Source organism: Streptomyces sp. JJ36 (assembly GCF_021696945.1).
Taxonomy (GTDB): Bacteria; Actinomycetota; Actinomycetes; order Streptomycetales; family Streptomycetaceae; genus Streptomyces.
The window spans coordinates 1-18,262 of the sequence record NZ_JACYHE010000099.1 but is presented as its reverse complement, the minus strand read 5'-3'; the positions used below and the strand labels follow the sequence as shown (position 1 = coordinate 18,262).

General features: G+C 73.0%; 19 protein-coding genes. 15 read left to right on the top strand and 4 right to left on the bottom strand.

Going from position 1 to position 18,262, the window contains the following annotated elements; translation table 11 throughout:
• Positions 1-183 precede the first annotated feature (183 nt).
• The 11 genes from HOY81_RS25015 to HOY81_RS24965 all read left to right on the top strand — a co-directional run bounded on the left by HOY81_RS25015 (position 184) and on the right by HOY81_RS24965 (position 12,065).
• Positions 184-660, top strand: coding sequence for a hypothetical protein (locus HOY81_RS25015; RefSeq protein ID WP_237322973.1), 477 nt, complete (start codon positions 184-186; stop codon positions 658-660).
• 28 nt (positions 661-688) lie between these two features.
• A complete protein-coding gene (locus HOY81_RS25010) occupies positions 689-3,025 on the top strand; it encodes a DUF6571 family protein (RefSeq protein ID WP_237322972.1) in 2,337 nt (778 codons plus the stop codon).
• Positions 3,022-3,558, top strand: a complete 537-nt coding sequence (locus HOY81_RS25005) for a hypothetical protein (protein WP_237322971.1) — start codon at positions 3,022-3,024, stop codon at positions 3,556-3,558. The genes HOY81_RS25010 and HOY81_RS25005 overlap by 4 nt, the downstream gene beginning before the upstream one ends.
• A gap of 32 nt (positions 3,559-3,590) precedes the next feature.
• A complete protein-coding gene (locus HOY81_RS25000; protein ID WP_237322970.1) occupies positions 3,591-3,872 on the top strand; it encodes a hypothetical protein in 282 nt (93 codons plus the stop codon).
• A gap of 20 nt (positions 3,873-3,892) precedes the next feature.
• Complete coding sequence (locus tag HOY81_RS24995; protein WP_237322969.1) at positions 3,893-4,414, top strand: hypothetical protein; 522 nt, start codon at positions 3,893-3,895, stop codon at positions 4,412-4,414.
• 109 nt (positions 4,415-4,523) lie between these two features.
• A complete protein-coding gene (gene dxr / locus HOY81_RS24990) occupies positions 4,524-5,783 on the top strand; it encodes a 1-deoxy-D-xylulose-5-phosphate reductoisomerase (protein WP_237322968.1) in 1,260 nt (419 codons plus the stop codon).
• Positions 5,780-7,084: an RIP metalloprotease gene (locus HOY81_RS24985; protein WP_237322967.1), complete on the top strand. Its 1,305-nt coding sequence runs from the start codon at positions 5,780-5,782 to the stop codon at positions 7,082-7,084. Before dxr ends, HOY81_RS24985 begins: the two co-directional genes overlap by 4 nt.
• A 239-nt stretch (positions 7,085-7,323) precedes the next feature.
• A complete protein-coding gene (gene ispG, locus HOY81_RS24980; RefSeq protein WP_237322966.1) occupies positions 7,324-8,481 on the top strand; it encodes a flavodoxin-dependent (E)-4-hydroxy-3-methylbut-2-enyl-diphosphate synthase in 1,158 nt (385 codons plus the stop codon).
• A gap of 155 nt (positions 8,482-8,636) precedes the next feature.
• Positions 8,637-9,479 carry a GNAT family N-acetyltransferase gene (locus HOY81_RS24975; RefSeq protein WP_237322965.1) on the top strand — a complete coding sequence of 281 codons (843 nt, stop codon included), beginning with the start codon at positions 8,637-8,639 and terminating at the stop codon, positions 9,477-9,479.
• A gap of 222 nt (positions 9,480-9,701) precedes the next feature.
• Complete coding sequence (locus HOY81_RS24970; RefSeq protein ID WP_237322964.1) at positions 9,702-10,271, top strand: GNAT family N-acetyltransferase; 570 nt, start codon at positions 9,702-9,704, stop codon at positions 10,269-10,271.
• Between the two features lie 84 nt (positions 10,272-10,355).
• On the top strand, positions 10,356-12,065 hold the full coding sequence (locus HOY81_RS24965; protein WP_237322963.1) for a proline--tRNA ligase: 1,710 nt from the start codon (positions 10,356-10,358) through the stop codon (positions 12,063-12,065).
• Between the two features lie 91 nt (positions 12,066-12,156).
• Here the strand turns inward: HOY81_RS24965 and HOY81_RS24960 are convergent, their stop codons facing one another.
• The 4 genes from HOY81_RS24960 to HOY81_RS24945 form a co-directional block, all read right to left on the bottom strand.
• Complete coding sequence (locus HOY81_RS24960) at positions 12,157-12,516, bottom strand: hypothetical protein (protein ID WP_237322962.1); 360 nt, start codon at positions 12,514-12,516, stop codon at positions 12,157-12,159.
• A 100-nt stretch (positions 12,517-12,616) separates the two neighbouring features.
• A complete protein-coding gene (locus tag HOY81_RS24955; RefSeq protein WP_237322961.1) occupies positions 12,617-13,537 on the bottom strand; it encodes an aminoglycoside phosphotransferase family protein in 921 nt (306 codons plus the stop codon).
• Between the two features lie 225 nt (positions 13,538-13,762).
• Positions 13,763-14,275, bottom strand: a complete 513-nt coding sequence (locus tag HOY81_RS24950) for a ferritin-like domain-containing protein (RefSeq protein WP_237322960.1) — start codon at positions 14,273-14,275, stop codon at positions 13,763-13,765.
• On the bottom strand, positions 14,272-14,850 hold the full coding sequence (locus tag HOY81_RS24945; RefSeq protein WP_237322959.1) for a hypothetical protein: 579 nt from the start codon (positions 14,848-14,850) through the stop codon (positions 14,272-14,274). Before HOY81_RS24945 ends, HOY81_RS24950 begins: the two co-directional genes overlap by 4 nt.
• A 324-nt stretch (positions 14,851-15,174) precedes the next feature.
• Between HOY81_RS24945 and rimP the strand changes: the two genes are divergently transcribed.
• The 4 genes from rimP to HOY81_RS24925 form a co-directional block, all read left to right on the top strand.
• Positions 15,175-15,717, top strand: a complete 543-nt coding sequence (rimP, locus tag HOY81_RS24940) for a ribosome maturation factor RimP (protein WP_237322958.1) — start codon at positions 15,175-15,177, stop codon at positions 15,715-15,717.
• 2 nt (positions 15,718-15,719) lie between these two features.
• Positions 15,720-16,760 (top strand): transcription termination factor NusA, encoded by a 1,041-nt coding sequence (gene nusA / locus HOY81_RS24935; RefSeq protein WP_237322957.1) that lies wholly within the window; start codon positions 15,720-15,722, stop codon positions 16,758-16,760.
• A 154-nt stretch (positions 16,761-16,914) separates the two neighbouring features.
• Positions 16,915-17,190, top strand: coding sequence for a YlxR family protein (locus HOY81_RS24930; RefSeq protein WP_237322956.1), 276 nt, complete (start codon positions 16,915-16,917; stop codon positions 17,188-17,190).
• A 156-nt stretch (positions 17,191-17,346) separates the two neighbouring features.
• Positions 17,347-18,262: translation initiation factor IF-2 N-terminal domain-containing protein (locus HOY81_RS24925; RefSeq protein WP_237322955.1), on the top strand; the 916-nt coding region annotated here is incomplete at its 3' end.

Here is an 18,262-nt window from a genome sequence, read left to right as displayed (position 1 = left end):
ATCGCCGACCAGACCCCCGGCCCCTCGCGCAAGGAGAACGTCCACCGGCCCGTCCTCACGTGCGCGTGGTGGCGGACCGGTGGAGGCCGGCGGCGTCCCGCTGCTACGTTCTTCCCCCGTACCGGCACAGGCACGCGGGGGCCGCCTGACGGCGGGCCCTGTCCGAGTGGGAGGCCCCGAAACATGTCGTTCGACGAGGAGTGGGCGCAGATCAAGGCGGAGACCGCCGGCCGGCAGTCCGCGCACATGCAGCTCAACCAGCTCGACGGCGGCGGGACCGGTGGCCGTGGCGGGGACCTGGTGGTCCACCAGGACGATCTGGGCGCCGTCGGGAACGAGGCGTTCACCCTGCACGGGAGACTGCAGAAGAAGGCCGACATCGCAGGAGCCGGGTCGGACCCCGGCGGTCCCGGCTCCTCGGAGCAGGCCGCGAAGAACCTCTCCGAGCACAACTTCGCCATGGGCGACGAGCTGAGCAGCACCGTCGCCCTCTGGGGCAGTCAGGTGAAGACCGTCCTCCAGATGTGCGCGCACGTCTCCAACCATCTGGACTACTCGAAGAAGCGGCACGCCGAGGACGACGCGCACATCGCGGCCAGCATGCGGCACCGGGACGGGTCGGCGATGACCGTCTCGGAGATCTCGAAGCTCGTGAAGTGACCACGGAACGGGGCCACAGGGCGACACCATGGGAAAACTGACGTACACCGACCTCGTCGGGGTGGACTTCGGCAAGCTCGACGCCGCCGTGTCCGACTGGAAGACGGCCCGCGACGAACTGAAGAAGATCGCCGACGACGCCACGTCCGGCATGCAGGCCAAGTCCGACGCCGCCCGCTGGGAAGGCCTCAACGCCACCGTCACCCAGGACTTCGTACGGAAGACGGCCAGGGAGATCGGCGACCTCCACACCGAGGCGAAGAGCATCCACGGCCTGCTGGAGGACGCCCACACGGAGCTGTCGGCGCTCCAGTCGAGCGTGAAGGGCATCGTCGCCGAGGCGCAGGAGAAGAACTTCGTCGTCCGCGACAACGGCGACGGCACGGTCAGCTTCAGCTACGACTTCCCGGACGGCACCCGCGGGGCGTACTCCCCGGAGGACGAGGCTGCCCTGTACAAGCAGGCCCGCGGGTACGCGGACCAGGTCGACGCGAAGATCACCCGGGCCCGGAGCATCGACAGCGACGTGCAGCGCGGTCTCAACCGGGCCCACGGCGACAGCGTCCACAACGCCGGTCACGCCGCCTACGACTCGCTCGACGACGCCCAGGCGGAGGAGGCCGTCGCCCTCGCCCAGAAGGGCGACGACATGACGGACAAGCAGTTCCAGGAACTCAACCGGTTGCTGCGGGAGAACGCCAGGGAGAAGGACGGCGAGTTCGCCACCGCGTTCTACAAGGGTCTCGGCGGACCGGAGAAGGCGCTGGAGTTCTACGCCCAGATGTCGGTCCAGGGCACCGTCGACGACGCGAGCGAGACCCGGCTGAACATGGTCAAGGAACTCCAGCGGAACATGGGCTACGCCCTGGCCAACGCCACCGAGCCGGACGCCCCGAAGGGGCTGGACGGCCCCAAACACCACCTCCCGGCGAGCTGGGGCGCGGAGTTCCGCCGACTCGGTACCCAGCAGATCGGGTGGGAGCCGAGCATGTGGGAGAAGCCCTACGGATACCAGGTGCTCGGCGGCATCCTCCGCTACGGCAACTACGACCCGGAGTTCCTCAACCCCATCGCCGAGCACGTCACCCAGCTCCACCTGGAGGACCGCGGCCGCTTCCTCGTCGGCGCCCCGACGAACGGGGACGACAACTACGGCTTCAACCCCTCGGGCAAGCTCGGCTCCGGCAACGACCCGCTGCACGGCGTGCTGGAGGCGCTCGGGCACAGCCCCGAGGCCGCGGAGCAGTTCTTCACGGAGTCACCGACGAAGTACAACGAGGACGGCACCGTCGACAAGGACGGCGAGCTGGACTTCTCCTCCTACCTGGACGAGTTCACCAAGGAGGACTTCCCCTGGAACATCGACCGGAACGCCGCGAACCTGGTCGGCCACCCGGAGGCGAAGGAGGCCCTCAACGACGGGCCGAACGCGCTCGGGCACGCGCTGGAGGCGGCCACGACCGGGCGCCCGTACGACAGCGACGCGACGGGGGACGCGATCCCGCACACGCCCGAGCGCGCGCAGCTCGCTGAGAAGATCGTGGCCAAGTTCGGGGAGCATCCCGAGCTCATCCGGCACAACGAGAACGGCGACCTCGACGTGGGCACCGGCCCGCTCTACGCCCTGCGGGACAGCCTCGGCGACATCACCGCCGAGTACATGGGCGATTTCCAGCGGGCCGTATACGAGGGGAGTGACACCGACGCCTTCCCCTCCTTCGGCACCCCTGCGGACTTCGACGACTCGAGTCAGGTGCAGCGCTTCCTGGCCGAGGTGGGACAGGACCCCGACGGGTACGCGGCCATCACCAATGCCCAGCAGGCGTACACGTCGAATCTCGTCAACGAAGTCGTCAACGGGGACAGCCAGTCCACGGCCTCCATGGACGGCCGCCTCCGGAACGCCGTCGCCCCCGGTGCCGTCCTCGCGGGCATCATGAGCGAGGCACGGGCGGACGCGATCCTCGACTACCACACGGCTTCGGACGAAGCCTTCAACAAGGCGGCGGACGAGAAAGCGGGCTGGGTCAACCGCATCGTCGGCATGGGCGTCGACAACACCGTCGGCCGGGTGCCGATCGCAGGCGACGTCACCGGGTGGGTCATCGAGGACATCCAGGCCAGTGTGATGGAGAGCATCTACCAGGACACGACCGACGAAGCCGAGGGCGAGGCGAGCCGGGACTACAGCGCAGGGCGCGAACAGGTCATCCGTGCGTCGGAGGACGCCGTGGCCCGTGCCCTGATGAACAACCCCGATATCAACTACGACACCGGGCAGGACCTCAAGGCCGCCGTGCGGGTTCAGGCCGGGAACAGCCACGGCGAGGGTGCCACCTGGGAGTCGGCCGGAGACGGCTCGTGAGGGCGGCGCGCCGCATTCCTCTGCCGGCGGCCGCCCTGGCCCTCGTCCTGGCCACGCTGGCGTCGGGCTGCGGCAACGACGGGGCCGACCGTGGGTACGTGGTGCCGGAGACGCTTTGTGGTGTAACCGTCGCACCGGAACTGCTGGAGCCGCTCTTGCCTCCAGGAGAGGAGATCACGGTTAGCACGCACACGCCGGCCGGGTCCATCACCGCCTGTGAGGTCTCCGTGGACGGGAAGGAAGCCTTCTCCGTGCGCCGGGAGTGGTGGGAGGAGGGCTGGTCGGCGCGAAGGTTCGCAGAGAGCCAGGCCTATGTGGACCCGGAGAAGGAGTCCGGTGGCGGGGGCCTGGTCTGGTCCGGGCGCGGTGCCGTGGCCGCGGTCGAGTGCCGTGACCCGGACTTCGCCGGTCAGGCGCTTTTCGTAGTCGCCAAGATGGAGGCCGACGGCCGTTCCGACGCCCCCGCCGTGCGCGGGTTCACCGAGGCGTACGGCGAGGCCTATGCGGGCTCCGATGCCTGTTCCGGTCCGTGAACCGCGGCAACACAGCGGGACGGGTGCCCGTCGTGGGTGACGTGACGAACTGGGTCGTCGAGGACATCTCCTCGAGTGTGGTGCAGAGCATCCACCAGGACTCGGCCGACGAGGCCGAGAACGACGCCGCACACGAGTACGCGAAGGGGCGGGCGGCGGTGGGCCAGGCCGCCGAGGAGGCTGTGAGAAACGCCGTGATCAACTCGGACCTTCATCCCGACACCATCGAGGATCTCGAGCGCGCCGCCCGTACCGGTGCCGAGATCGCCCACGGCGACGGTGCCAAGTGGGAGTCCGCCGGGGACGCCTCGTGAGGGCACGTACCGTCGCGGCCGTGCTGGCAGCCCCGCTCCTTGTGGCGGTGGCCGCTTGCGGAGGCGAGGAGCGCGCGTACGAGGTGCCCGACGAGCTGTGTGGCGTGCCGGTGCGCCCCGGTCTGCTGGAGCCGCTTCTCCCGCCCGGGGACGAGCTGCGGCAGGAGAAGTCGAGCTTCGGGGTCAGTCCGGGTCTGCAAGGCTGCATGGTCTTCGTTGACGGTGATGTCGCGCTGGACGTCACTGGCAAGTGGCGAGCCGCCGGCCACACGGCGAAGGAGGCGGCCTCCAATCCTGGGCCTGACCTCATTGAAGGGGGCCGTTATGCCCTCTGGAACCGTGGCGCTGCCACGGTCGTGCCGTGCCGCGTGCCGGGACAGGAAGTCGTCGAGGCGGACGGCGGGGACGAGGGCAAGGCCGAGCTCTTCTCCCTGGAAGTGGAGGCCACGAAGGCCGAGGACGGCACCGAGAAGGCCATGAAAGCCCTCATCGGCCCCTACGCCGAGGCGTACCGCGAGACGCTCCCGTGCCGGGACGGGTGACCCCCGCAGCCACGGGCCCCGTCTACGCGTCCCCCGGTGGCCGAAAGGTGACCGCTCGTACGGAGGGCGGCGTCCGCCGTCGCCCTCCGTACCGGCCACAATGGGTGCCATGACGGACTCCCTCGCTGACCCGCACACGCGCTATCCGGCCGACGCGCCGGGCCCCGGCGGCCCCCGGGACATCGTGATCCTCGGCTCCACGGGCTCCATCGGCACCCAGGCGGTGGACGTGGTGCTGAGCAACCCGGACCGCTTCCGGGTGACCGGGCTGTCGGCCAACGGTGGCCGGGTCGAGTTGCTCGCCGGGCAGGCGCACCGGCTCCAGGTGCGGACCGTCGCCGTGGCGCGGGAGGACAAGGCCGTCGAGCTGCGGCAGGCGCTCCGCGCGGAGTACGGCGTGGGGGAGCCCGTCCCCGAGGTACTGGCCGGGCCGGACGCGGCGAGCGAGCTTGCCGCGTCGGACTGTCACACCGTGCTCAACGGCATCACCGGGTCGATCGGCCTGGCGCCCACCCTGGCCGCGCTGAGGGCCGGCCGGGTGCTGGCGCTGGCGAACAAGGAGTCGCTGATCGTCGGCGGTCCGCTGGTCAAGGCGCTGGCTGCGCCGGGCCAGATCATCCCGGTGGACTCGGAGCACTCGGCGCTCTTCCAGGCGCTCATGGGCGGCACCCGCCGTGAGGTGCGCAAGCTGCTGGTGACGGCCTCCGGGGGCCCCTTCCGCGGCCGTACGCGGGCTGAGCTGGCCGAGGTGACCCCGCAGGACGCGCTGGCGCACCCCACCTGGGACATGGGCCCGGTGATCACCGTGAACTCGGCCACCCTGGTGAACAAGGGGCTGGAGGTCATCGAGGCGCATCTGCTCTACGACATCCCGTTCGAACGGATCGAGGTCGTGGTGCACCCGCAGTCGTACATCCATTCCATGGTCGAGTTCACGGACGGGTCGACGCTCGCCCAGTGCGGTCCGCCCGACATGCGGCTGCCCATTGCGCTCGGCATCGGCTGGCCCGAACGGGTGCCCGACTCCGGCCCGGTATTCGACTGGACGAAGGCGATGACCTGGGAGTTCTTCCCGCTGGACGAGGAGGCCTTCCCCTCGGTGCCCCTCGCCCGGCACGTGGGGGCGCTCGGCGGCACCGCCCCGGCCGTCTACAACGCGGCGAACGAGGAGTGCGTCGACGCCTTCCTGGCCGGGCGCCTGCCGTTCACCGGGATTGTCGATACGGTCTCGGCAGTGGTCGGCGAGCACACCGGGGAGCCCCCGGGGGGAACCGGCCCGACCCTGACCGATGTCCTCGAGGCGGAGGGCTGGGCGCGCGCCCGCGCCCGTGAGCTGGCCGCCCGGGCCGGAGTGGAGGCACGCGCATGACGGCGTTCATGACCATCCTCGGCATAGTCGTCTTCGTCGTCGGGCTGCTCTTCTCCATCGCCTGGCACGAGCTGGGCCATCTGTCGACCGCCAAGATGTTCGGCATCCGCGTGCCGCAGTACATGGTGGGCTTCGGGCCGACGCTCTTCTCCCGCCGCAAGGGGGAGACGGAGTACGGGGTCAAGGCGGTCCCGCTCGGCGGGTACATCCGGATGATCGGCATGTTCCCGCCCGGCGACGACGGCGCGGTCCGGCAGCGCTCCACCTCCCCCTTCCGGGGCATGATCGAGGACGCACGGTCGGCCGCCTTCGAGGAGCTGCAGCCCGGGGACGAGAAGCGGCTGTTCTACACGCGCAGGCCGTGGAAGCGCGTGATCGTGATGTTCGCCGGGCCGTTCATGAACCTCGTCCTGGCCGTCGTGATCTTCCTCGGCGTGCTGATGACCTTCGGCGCGAACACCACGACGACCACGGTCTCCACCGTCTCCGAGTGCGTTCTCCCGGCCTCCGCCGAGCGGAACACCTGTCCGAAGGACGCGCAGGACTCGCCGGCGAAGGCCGCGGGCCTGAAGCCGGGGGACCGCATCGTCGCCTTCGACGGGGAGAAGGTCACCGAGTGGGAGGAGCTGCAGCGCAGCATCCGCGGCACCGTCGGCCCGGCCACGCTGACCGTCGAGCGGGACGGGGAGCGGCGTACGCTCCACGCCGAGTTGGTGGAGAACCGGGTCGCGAAGTTCGACGGGAACGGCGGCTATGTCGAGGGCGAGTACGTGACCACCGGCTTCCTCGGCTTCACCCCGGCCGGCGGAGTCGTCGACCAGACCTTCCCGCAGGCGGTCGACCGGATGGGCGACATGATGGCGTCCGGCGTCGACGCCCTGATCGCCATCCCGTCCAAGGTCCCCGACCTGTGGGACGCCGCCTTCGGCGACGCCGAGCGCAAGCAGGACTCCCCGATGGGCGTGGTCGGCGCGGCCCGGGTCGGCGGCGAGGTGTTCTCCCTCGACATTCCGCCGGAGCAGCGGGTGGCGACCATGCTGCTGCTGGTCGCGGGGTTCAACCTGTCGCTGTTCCTGTTCAACATGCTGCCGCTGCTGCCGCTCGACGGCGGGCACATCGCGGGCGCGCTGTGGGAGTCCGTGCGGCGCGGCGTCGCCCGGGTCTTCCGCCGGCCGGACCCGGGCCCCTTCGACGTGGCCCGGCTCATGCCGGTCGCCTATCTCGTCGCCGGGGTCTTCATCTGCTTCACCCTGCTGGTGCTCGTGGCGGACATCGTCAACCCCGTCCGGCTCACGGGTTAGGCCGCTCGGGTGGGGCTGGGCCGTCCGGACGATCCGGCACGCGACACGCCCGGCGTGTCGCGTGCCGGATCCCGCCGGGCGTACGACCGGGGGCGTCCGGGCGGCACCCGTGCTGCCCGGGCGGTCCTCCGGACGGTTTGCGGGGTGCGATGTGCTCGGTCACGCCTTCGTGCCGTAATCTCGGGGCCGGAGCCCGCCGATCTCGGGACCTCGATCCACACCTTGGGGTTGCACGCCACATGACCGCGATTTCGCTCGGAATGCCGGACGTACCGACCAAGCTCGCCGACCGCCGTGTCAGCCGCAAGATCCAGGTCGGCCCCGTGGCCGTCGGCGGTGACGCGCCCGTGTCCGTGCAGTCGATGACGACCACCCGCACCGCCGACATCGGTGCCACGCTGCAGCAGATCGCCGAGCTGACCGCCTCGGGCTGCGAGATCGTGCGCGTCGCCTGCCCGACGCAGGAGGACGCCGACGCGCTCGCCACGATCGCCCGCAAGTCGCAGATCCCGGTGATCGCCGACATCCACTTCCAGCCGAAGTACGTCTTCGCCGCGATCGACGCCGGTTGCGCGGCGGTCCGCGTCAATCCGGGCAACATCAAGCAGTTCGACGACAAGGTCAAGGAGATCGCGGCCGCCGCCTCGGCCGCCGGCACCCCCATCCGGATCGGGGTGAACGCCGGCTCCCTGGACCGACGGCTGCTGCAGAAGTACGGCAAGGCGACCCCCGAGGCGCTGGTGGAGTCGGCGCTGTGGGAGTGCTCGCTCTTCGAGGAGCACGGTTTCCGGGACATCAAGATCTCGGTCAAGCACAACGACCCGGTCGTGATGGTCAACGCCTACCGGCAGCTGGCCGCCCGGTGCGACTACCCGCTGCACCTCGGCGTGACGGAGGCGGGCCCCGCGTTCCAGGGCACCATCAAGTCGGCCGTCGCCTTCGGGGCCCTGCTGAGCGAGGGCATCGGCGACACCATCCGGGTGTCGCTGTCCGCGCCGCCGGCGGAGGAGGTCAAGGTCGGCATCCAGATCCTGGAGTCCCTGGGGCTGCGGCAGCGCCGCCTGGAGATCGTCTCCTGCCCGTCCTGCGGCCGCGCGCAGGTCGACGTCTACAAGCTCGCCGACGAGGTCACCGCCGGTCTGGAGGGCATGGAGGTCCCGTTGCGGGTGGCCGTCATGGGCTGCGTGGTCAACGGTCCCGGCGAGGCCCGGGAGGCCGATCTCGGGGTCGCCTCCGGCAACGGCAAGGGCCAGATCTTCGTGAAGGGCGAGGTCATCCGCACCGTCCCGGAGTCGAAGATCGTCGAGACGCTGATCGACGAGGCGATGAAGATCGCGGAACAGATGGAGAAGGACGGCGTCTCCTCCGGGGAACCGCAGGTCTCCGTGGCGGGCTGAGCCCCGCCCGCCCGCGCCGGCGGGGCCGGGGTGCGCCCGCAGCGCACGCCCGGTGCCCGGCGGGAACCACTGCGTGGCTGGCCGGTCCGGTCCGGGGGTACAGTCGGCAGAACCGTTCCCCCGCCCCACGGGCCGCACGGTGAGGCAGCCGACGCGTGTTGACCACCACCTCCACCCGGGTCGTCGACCCGGGTGAGCTCGACGACGTGCTCGCGGTGCTGCGCCGCGAGCCGGTCAACAACGCCTTCGTCGCCGCCCGGGTGGAGACCTCCGGCCTGGACCCCTGGCGGCTCGGCGGTGAGATGTGGGGCTGGTACCACCGCGGCCGGCTGGAGTCCCTCTGCTATGCCGGGGCCAACCTGGTGCCGCTGTGCGCCGGGCCGGAAGCGGTACGCGCCTTCGCCGAGCGGGCCCGGCGGCAGGGCCGCCGCTGCTCCTCCATCGTGGGCCCCGCCGGGCCCACCGCCGCGCTGTGGGACCAGCTCGCGCCCCACTGGGGCCCGGCCCGCGAGGTCCGCGCCCACCAGCCGCTGATGGTGGCCGACCGGCTGCCCGCCGTCGCACCGGACCCGCTGGTCCGCCGCATCCGCAAGGAAGAGCTGGACGTGGTCATGCCTGCCTGCGTCGCCATGTTCACCGAGGAGGTCGGCATCTCGCCGCTCGCGGGCGACGGCGGGCTGATCTACCAGGCGCGGGTCGCCGAGCTCGTCGGCTCCGGCCGGTCCTTCGCCCGGGTGGAGCAGGGCCGGGTGGTCTTCAAGGCGGAGATCGGCGCGGCGACTCCGTACGCCTGCCAGATCCAGGGCGTCTGGGTCGCCCCGGACCGGCGGGGGGAGGGGCTGTCGCGGGGCGGCATGGCCGCGGTGCTGGAGTACGCGCTGCGGGAGGTCGCGCCGGTCGTCAGCCTCTACGTCAACGACTTCAACGCGCCCGCCCGCGCCGCCTACCGGCGGGTCGGCTTCCGCGAGGTCGGCGCGTTCATGAGCGTCCTGTTCTGAGCGCGGCCGCGGGCCCGTCCGGCGGAGCTCCCCGGGCCCGCGACGCCTGGCACGCTCGCTGCGTTGCCGCACCGTCCACGGACGCCCGGTACGAGAACGCTCCTCCGCCGTGCGATCCGCCGTGCGATCCCACGCTCGCCCAGAGCCTTCGGCCCGGGTGGCGCCCCCCGACGCCGCTGATCCTCAGAGATCCACCGGACGGGCCCTAGTAGCCTCCCCGGCATGGAGCATTCATCCGGGGAGGCACACCCGGACCCCCGAGAGACCGTCGTCGCCCCCGTCGACCTGGCCGCCCGTCTGGACGAGGCGCTGGCCGTGCAGGCCGTCGCCTTCGGGCTCACCGACGACGAGATCGACGTCCGCCGGCAGATCGTGCTCCGCCATCTCCAGCAGCGAGGAGCCCGGTCCCTGGCCGCGACCACGCGCGAGGGACGGCTCGTGGGGTTCGTCTACGGCATGCCCAACGACCGGACGCAGTGGTGGTCCACGGTCGTCCACCCCTATCTGCGGCAGGAGGGCAACGCGGACTGGCTCGGCGACTCCTTCGCCATCACGGAGTTGCACGTCCACCCCGCCTACCAGAACCGGGGCATCGGCCGCCGCCTCATCACCCGGCTCACCGACGAGGCCGCGGAGCCCCGCTCCATCCTCTCCGCGATCGACACCGAGAGCCCGGCCCGCGCCCTCTACCGCTCGCTGGGCTACCGCGACCTCGCCCGCCGCGTCCACTTCCCGAGCGCCCCCAGCCCGTACGTGGTGATGGGTGCCTGGCTCCCCCTGCGCCGTCGGTGAACTCCGGGGTATCTCATTTCCGCCCGGGCGTGGGCAGCGGATAACCTCCTGTTCTCAGCACACCTCGTCACGCAGGAGTTCTCCATGGCAGCCCGAGTCCAGCGCCTGTCCCGCTCGATGCTGAAGACGCTGCGTGACGACCCGGCGGACGCCGAGACGCTCAGCCACAAGCTCCTGGTGCGGGCCGGATACGTGCGCCGCGCCAGCGCCGGCATCTGGACCTGGCTGCCGCTCGGCAAGCAGGTGCTGGAGAACGTCACGCGCGTCGTCCGGGAGGAGATGGACGCGATCGGCGGCCAGGAGGTCCTGCTGCCGGCGCTGCTGCCGAAGGAGCCCTACGAGCAGTCCGGGCGCTACGAGGAGTACGGAGACCTGCTCTTCCGCCTGAAGGACCGCAAGGGCGGGGACTACCTCCTCGGCCCCACCCACGAGGAGATCTTCACCCAGGTGGTGAAGGACCAGTGCTCCTCCTACAAGGACCTGCCGGTCATCCTGTACCAGATCCAGACCAAGTACCGGGACGAGGCCCGTCCGCGGTCGGGAATCCTCCGCGGCCGCGAGTTCACCATGAAGGACTCCTACTCCTTCGACGTGAGCGACGAGGCGCTGGAGGAGTCCTACCGGCTGCACCGGCTGGCCTACCAGCGGATCTTCGAGCGGCTCGGGCTGGACTACCGCATCGTCTCCGCCGTGTCCGGCGCGATGGGCGGCTCCGCCTCCGAGGAGTTCCTGGCCCCTGCGGCAGCGGGCGAGGACACCTTCGTGAGCTGTCCCTCCTGCGGCTACGCGGCCAACACCGAGGCCGTCACCACGAGCGTGCCCCCCGTGGAGGGTGCCGAGCACCCGCCCGTCGAGGAGCTGGACACCCCCGACACGCCGACCATCGAGACGCTGGCCGAGCACCTCGGTGTGCCCGCTTCGGCCACCCTGAAGAACCTGCTGGTGAAGGTGGACGGGGAGATCACCGCGGTGGGCGTGCCCGGCGACCGCGAGGTCGACCTGGGGAAGCTCGCCGAGCAGCTCGCCCCCGCCGAGGTGGAGCTGGTCACCGCGGACGACTTCACGGGCCGGCCGGACCTGGTGCGCGGTTACGTCGGTCCCCAGGGCGGCATGGCCGGCAAGGCCTTCCGCTACCTCGCCGATCCCCGCGTCGCCCCGGGCACCGCCTGGATCACCGGTGCCAACAAGCCGGACATGCACGCCCGGAACGTGGTGTGCGGCCGGGATTTCGAGGTCGACCGGTACCTGGACATGGTCGTGGTCGAGCCCGGCGACCCCTGCCCGCAGTGCGGCACCGGGATCGAGCTCGACCGGGCGATCGAGATCGGCCACATCTTCCAGCTCGGCCGCAAGTACGCGGACGCCTTCGAGCTGGACGTGCTGGGCCAGAACGGCAAGCCGGTGCGGGTCACCATGGGCTCCTACGGCATCGGCGTCTCCCGGGCGGTCGCCGCGCTCGCCGAGCAGACGGCCGACGAGCAGGGCCTGTGCTGGCCGCGCGAGGTCGCCCCGGCCGACGTGCACGTGGTCGCCGCGGGCAAGGCGGCGCAGACCGAGGCCGCGCTGGACATCGCCGAGCGGCTCGGCGCCGCCGGCGTACGCGTGATCGTGGACGACCGGCCGGGCGTCTCGCCCGGGGTCAAGTTCACCGACGCCGAGCTCGTCGGCGTCCCGACGATCCTGGTCGCCGGGCGCGGCGTGAAGGACGGGCTGGTCGAGCTGAAGGACCGGCGTACGGGTGAGCGCGAGGAGCTGCCGGTCGAGGAGGCCGTCACCCGGCTGGCCGGCGCCTGACACCGGTCCGTACGGCCGGCCGGGCGGCCCCGGGCGGCCCCGGCCGGCCGTACGGACCGCCGGGGCCGTTCCCGGCGGCTCCCGCATGCAGCTAGCGCTGCGGCGGGGGCGCCCAGCCGCCCTGCGGCGCCTGGCCCCCGTACGGCTGCTGCGCGGGATAGGCTGGCGCACCGCCCGGCTGCGGCTGTGTTCCCGGCGTTCCCGGCGTTCCCGGTGCTCCCGGCGTCCCGGGCGCTGCCTGCGGCCCGGGCGCCCGGCTCCCCGCCCGGTCCAGCACACCGCAGGCCACGGCGCCGATCATCAGGCCGATACCCAGATACGAGCTCGACTCCCGGATCTGCTGGAACTCGATGCTCTCCACGTCCGACCGCTCGGCCATCATCGGCATCACGAACCCCTGGACGAGGAAGTAGAGGCCGAGCACGAGCAGCACCCATCCCACGATTCTCATGCGCGGCACTCTACTGAGCGTCCCCCGGCCGGGGACCGGTGGAGCGGCGGCGCCCCGGGCGCGCGGGACCGGGACGCCGCGCGCCGGGGGCGGGCGTGGCTCACAGCCAGCCGGCGAACTCCAGCAGCGCCTCGCCGTCCTGCCGGTCGCCGCGCGAGACGTGGCGGACGCCCGACTCGACCGCCCGGTAGAGCGCCCAGCCGCGCAGCCGCTCCCGGTCCAGGTCCAGCGAGTCCGCCAGCCGGTGCACCCGGCGCCGGGTCGCCGCGGGCGCGCCCGAGGACGCCATCAGGTCGTGCAACCGGTCCCGCACCAGCCGGGCCAGGTCGAACGCCGGGTCGCCGACCAGTGGTTCCGGGCCCACGGCCAGCCAGGGCGCCCGCTCCGCGTCCCCGGCCGAGAGCACCGCCCCCTGCCGGAAGTCGCCGTGCAGCAGCACCGGCGGGACGGCGTCGGCGAGCAGCGCGTCGCGCAGCTCCAGCGCTTCGCCGACGAGGGGCTCGGCCTCCGCGGGCGCTGCGGTGCGCAGCAGCTCCGCCTCGGCGGCGGTGTGCCCGGCGACCGTCTCGAAGCCGTGCCCCTCGGCCGGCGGCACCCAGAGCCGCCGTACCACGGAGCAGGCCTCCAGCGTGGCCCGGGACTCGGGGAGCGAGCGGAGCGAGACCTCACCGTGCAGCCGCTCGAGCAGCAGGGCGCCACGCTCCGGCGCGGCGCGCAGCAGCCGGACCGCGCCCCAGCCGTCCCAGTGCGCGAGCGCGGCCGCCTCCCGCTCCGCCGAGGTGTCCGGAGCGGCGAGCTTGAGCACCGCCGGGGCGCCGTCCGGCTGCCGGACCAGCACCACCAGGCTGCTGCGGCCGCCGGGGGAGACCACCCGCTCCGGTCTCAGCTCCCACTGCCCCAGCATGTCCTCCAGCAGCCCCGGGAGGTCCCGCAGCCACGCGGTCGCCTCCGCGGCGTCGGGGTGGCCGTCCAGGGCGCGGAGGAGGCGCTGCGGAGGGTCGAGGGGGAGTACGGAGGGCATGCCGAGCGGGCCTTTCCGAGCGGTCGGGACGATCAGGACGGGCTTCCGGGCGGGCCGGTGCGAGCGGTGCGATGGTGCGGGTGGTCGGGTACGTCGGTCGGGTACGTCGGTTCGGTACCGGTCTCCGTGCAGAGCCGGCAGGGCTCGGCGACGGCCGCCCCGGCGCCGGGCGCGAGCCGGTCGCCCGCCGGCCGGCACCGCTGAGGCACCGTCCCGGCGCACGGCTCAGAGCGCGCGGTCCCCGCCGTCCACCTCGCCCGCGGGGCTGCCGGAGGCGGAGGGCCGCACCGGTCCGGTGCGTTCGGTGAGCCCAGGGAAGGCTACGCCCGTCCCCCGCCAGCGGACCGCCCGGAGGGCCGCTTCGCGCAGCGCGGCCGCCGCCTCCCGGCGGCGGTCCCCGCCGGCGGCCCGTACGAGATCGGCGTACACCCCCGCGACGCGGTCCTCCAGCTCGGCCGCGAGCCGCACCGCGGCCTCCTCGTCCGGGACCGGGAAGGGCAGTGCGTAACCGGCCGCGGACGGTTCCGGGCGGCCGCCGAGGTCGCGCACCGTGCGGCGCAGCAGGTCGCGCCGGGCCCGGTGCGCGTCGTACGCCTCCCGCGCCTCGCGGCGCCGTTCCGCCGCGATCCGGCCGCCCACCACCCCGTATCCGTAGACGGCGGCGTGCTCGGCGGCCAGCGCGGCCTGCAGGGCCACCAGCTCCGGGGACTCCTCCGCCGGGCCCTGGGGTGCGGTCATGCGTCACGCTCCGAGAGCAGATAGGCGTGTGCCGCCCCCGCGGCGGCGACCGAGGCGAGCAGCCGGGCGAGTTCGGGCGGCGCGTCCGTGAGGGCCCGGGCCCGGGCGTCCGCGGTGCGCCGTTCCGCGGCGGCGAGCGCGGCCAGCGCCTGCCGCCGGTCCGGCGGCACCGCCGTGTGCCCGCCGTCCCGGGGCGGTGTCCGGCCGCGGCGTCCGGAACCGGCGTCGCCGTCGAACGCCGTGAGGTGCCGGGCCACCTCCGCGCGCAGTGGCGCCAGCCGGCCGGCGAGCGCCGGGTGGACGGCGGCGGTGCTGTCGTACCGGGCGAGCAGCAGCTCGCTCTCCCGGACGGCGGTGCGGCGCAGCCGCCTCGCGGCGCCGGCGCGCTCCCGCTGCCCCCGCGACGCCTCGCCGCCGCCGGAGCAGCCGGCGGCGCCGGCCGCGCCCAGGGCCGTCACCGCGGCCAGCACCGACCGTCTGCCGGGACGGTGGCCGCGGGACGGCGCGCCGGCGCCGGGCACGCCTCCGGGCTCCGTCCGCCCTGCGCTGGCGGCGGCGTCACGCGTCGGCGGCATGCTGCACTCCCTGAAGCAGTGGTGCGTCCCCGGCGGGATGTCCCGCGCCCGTCGCGGGCCCGCTGGGGCCGGCGGCGGTGATCACGCCGAGAGTACCTGTGCGATTTCCTGCTTACCCGCCGGGATGCCCGCGGCGCGCCCGGGGGCGCACTCCTGCGGCCCAAGCGCTGTCCGCCGCGCGTGTCGCCGGCGCCATGCAGGGCAGGGGAGGCGGAAGAGGCCGGTGTCCCCCGCACGGTCGGCGCGGGGGGCGGCAGACGATAGGCTTGACCGGACACGCGACCTTCCCCCTACAACAGCACACGCGGCCGAGGAGTCACCCGGATGAGCACCACCCAGAGCGAGAGGCTGCGCGGGCTGCTGGAGCCCCTCGTCAGCGAGAGCGGGCTGGATCTCGAGGAGATCACCGTGACGCCGGCCGGGAAGCGACGCGTGCTGCGCGTCGTGGTCGACTCCGACGAGGGCGTGCTGCTGGACACCTGCGCGGAGCTGAGCCGCGAACTCTCCGGGGTGCTGGACTCCTCGGACGTGATGGGCGGCGCGCCCTACGTCCTCGAGGTCACCTCGCCCGGCGCCGACCGGCCGCTGACCGAGCTGCGGCACTACCGCCGCGCCGTCGGCCGGTTGCTCCGTGTCCAGCCGCACGAGGGCGCGGAGCTGCTCGCCCGGCTCACCGGCGTGGACGAGCAGGGCGTCGACCTGGAGGTGCCCGGGGTGAAGGGCCGCCGGCCCACCCGGCGCCGCCTCGGCTTCGACGAGATCGCGAAGGCCCGGGTGGAGATCGAGTTCAACCCCAAGGCGGCCGAGAAGCAGGCGGGGAGCGCGTCCGCGGCCACCGCTGACGACGACAGCCAGGAGGAGGCGTAGCCGTGGACATCGACATGAGTGCCCTGCGGGGACTGGTCCGGGAGAAGGAGATCTCCTTCGACCTGCTGGTCGAGGCGATCGAGTCGGCACTCCTCATCGCCTATCACCGCACCGAGGGCAGCCACCGCGACGCGCGGGTCGAACTGGACCGCAAGACGGGCCATGTGACGGTCTGGGCGAAGGAGAGCGCCGCGGACCTGCCGGAGGGCGCGGAGCCCCGCGAGTTCGACGACACGCCCAGCGGCTTCGGGCGCATCGCCGCGACCACGGCCAAGCAGGTCATCCTGCAGCGGCTGCGGGACGCCGAGGAGGAGGTGACCTTCGGCGAGTACGCCGGCCGGGAGGGCGACATCGTGGCGGGCGTCGTCCAGCAGGGCAAGGACCCCAAGAGCGTGCTGGTGGACATCGGGAAGCTGGAGGCCATCCTGCCGCCCCAGGAGCAGGTGCCGGGCGAGGAGTACGGGCACGGCACCCGGCTGCGCACGTACGTCGTCCGGGTGGCCAAGGGCGTGCGGGGCCCCTCGGTGACGCTCTCCCGGACCCATCCGAACCTGGTCAAGAAGCTCTTCGAGCTGGAGGTCCCGGAGATCGCCGACGGCTCGGTGGAGATCGCCGCCATCGCGCGGGAGGCCGGGCACCGGACGAAGATCGCCGTACGCTCCGCCCGCTCCGGGCTGAACGCCAAGGGCGCCTGCATCGGCCCCATGGGCGGCCGGGTGCGGAACGTCATGGCGGAGCTGCACGGCGAGAAGATCGACATCGTGGACTGGTCCGAGGACCCGGCCGAGCTGGTGGCGAACGCGCTGTCCCCGGCGCGGGTGAGCAAGGTCGAGATCATCGATCTGGCCGGCCGCTCGGCCCGGGTGACGGTGCCGGACTACCAGCTCTCGCTGGCCATCGGCAAAGAGGGACAGAACGCCCGGCTCGCGGCCCGGCTGACCGGGTGGCGCATCGACATCCGGCCGGACACCGCGCCGGACACCGCGCCGGACGGAGCCCCGGCCGCGGGGCACGACGCCGGGAGCACGGCCGGCCACACCTGACCGGATCTGATCGGTTCGGCGGCCCCGCCCCCGGGACGGAGCGGGGCCTTCCGGGCATTCCGGGTGGCCTCCGGTGGTCCGGGACGGGCCTGAACAGCGCAAGCAGCCCATACCCCCGACCGAGTCGGGTGGCGCGGGGAGGTAGACTGACATCGTGTCTGGCCGGACGCGCGTTCGCGCGTGCCCACAACGCACCTGCGTCGGCTGCCGGGAACAATCGGGCAAGGCCGAGTTGTTGCGTGTGGTGTTGGTCGGGGGACGGTGTGTCCCCGATCATCGCGGTACGCTGCCGGGCCGGGGCGCCTATGTGCACCCCCGGCAGAGCTGTGTCGACACGGCTGTCCGCCGCCGGGCGTTCCAGCGGGCCTTCCGGGCCCCCGGTCCGCTCGACACCGCGGAGCTGCAGTCGGCACCGCAGGCCACACTGTAAGAGAGCCCGCGCGGAGCCCCGCACGGGATGAGGTACCTCGCGAGTCGGAAGTAGGTCGAGATTGCGATGAGCACTCGATGAGTACGCGATGAGTACGCCCATGCACAAGTAGCGAAGGTCCGGCGGACACCCACCCCGGACCGTCTAAGGAGCGAAGTGGCTAAGGTCCGGGTATACGAGCTCGCCAAGGAGCTTGGAGTGGAGAGCAAGGTCGTCATGGCCAAGCTCCAAGAACTTGGTGAATTCGTCCGTTCGGCGTCCTCCACCATCGAGGCGCCGGTGGTACGCAAGCTGACCGACGCGTTCGACGCGGGCGGCGGCGCAGGTGGTGCCGGAGGCTCCGGCGCCGCCAAGAAGTCCGCGGCCAAGCCCGCGGCACCGAAGAAGGCCGCCCCGAAGCCGGGCGCGCCGAAGCCCGGCGCAGGCGCGGCGCCCAAGCCGAGCGCCCCCAAGCCCGGTGGCGGTGGCGCGACCCCCAAGCCGGCGCAGCCGGGCCCGAAGCCCGCCGCCGAGACCCCCAAGCCGGGTGCGACCGGCCCCAAGCCGGGCCCGAAGGCGCCGGCGCCCAAGCCGGGTCCCGCCCAGCCCGTCACCCCGGCCAAGCCGGAGTTCTCCGGCCCGCCCGCCGGTGCCCAGACCCCGAAGCCGGGCGCGCCCCGTCCGGGCGCCCCGAAGCCGGGCCAGGGCCAGGGCGGCAAGCCGGGCCAGTCCACCCCGAAGCCGGGCCAGCGCCCCTCCGGCCCGCGTCCGGGGAACAACCCCTTCACCTCCGGCGGCTCCACCGGCATGGCCCGCCCGCAGGCGCCCCGCCAGGGCGGCGCCCCCAAGCCCGGCGGCGGCCGTCCCGGTCAGGGCCAGGGCCAGGGGCAGGGCGGCGGCCCGCGTCCGCAGGCACCCGGCGGCGGTCGTCCGACTCCGGGCAACATGCCGCGTCCGCAGGGCGGGGCCGGCCCGCGTCCCGGCGGCGGAAACCGCCCGAACCCCGGCATGATGCCGCAGCGACCCGCTGCGGGCCCGCGCCCCGGCCCCGGCCGCGGTGGTCCCGGCGGCGGTGGCCGTCCGGGCGGCGGCG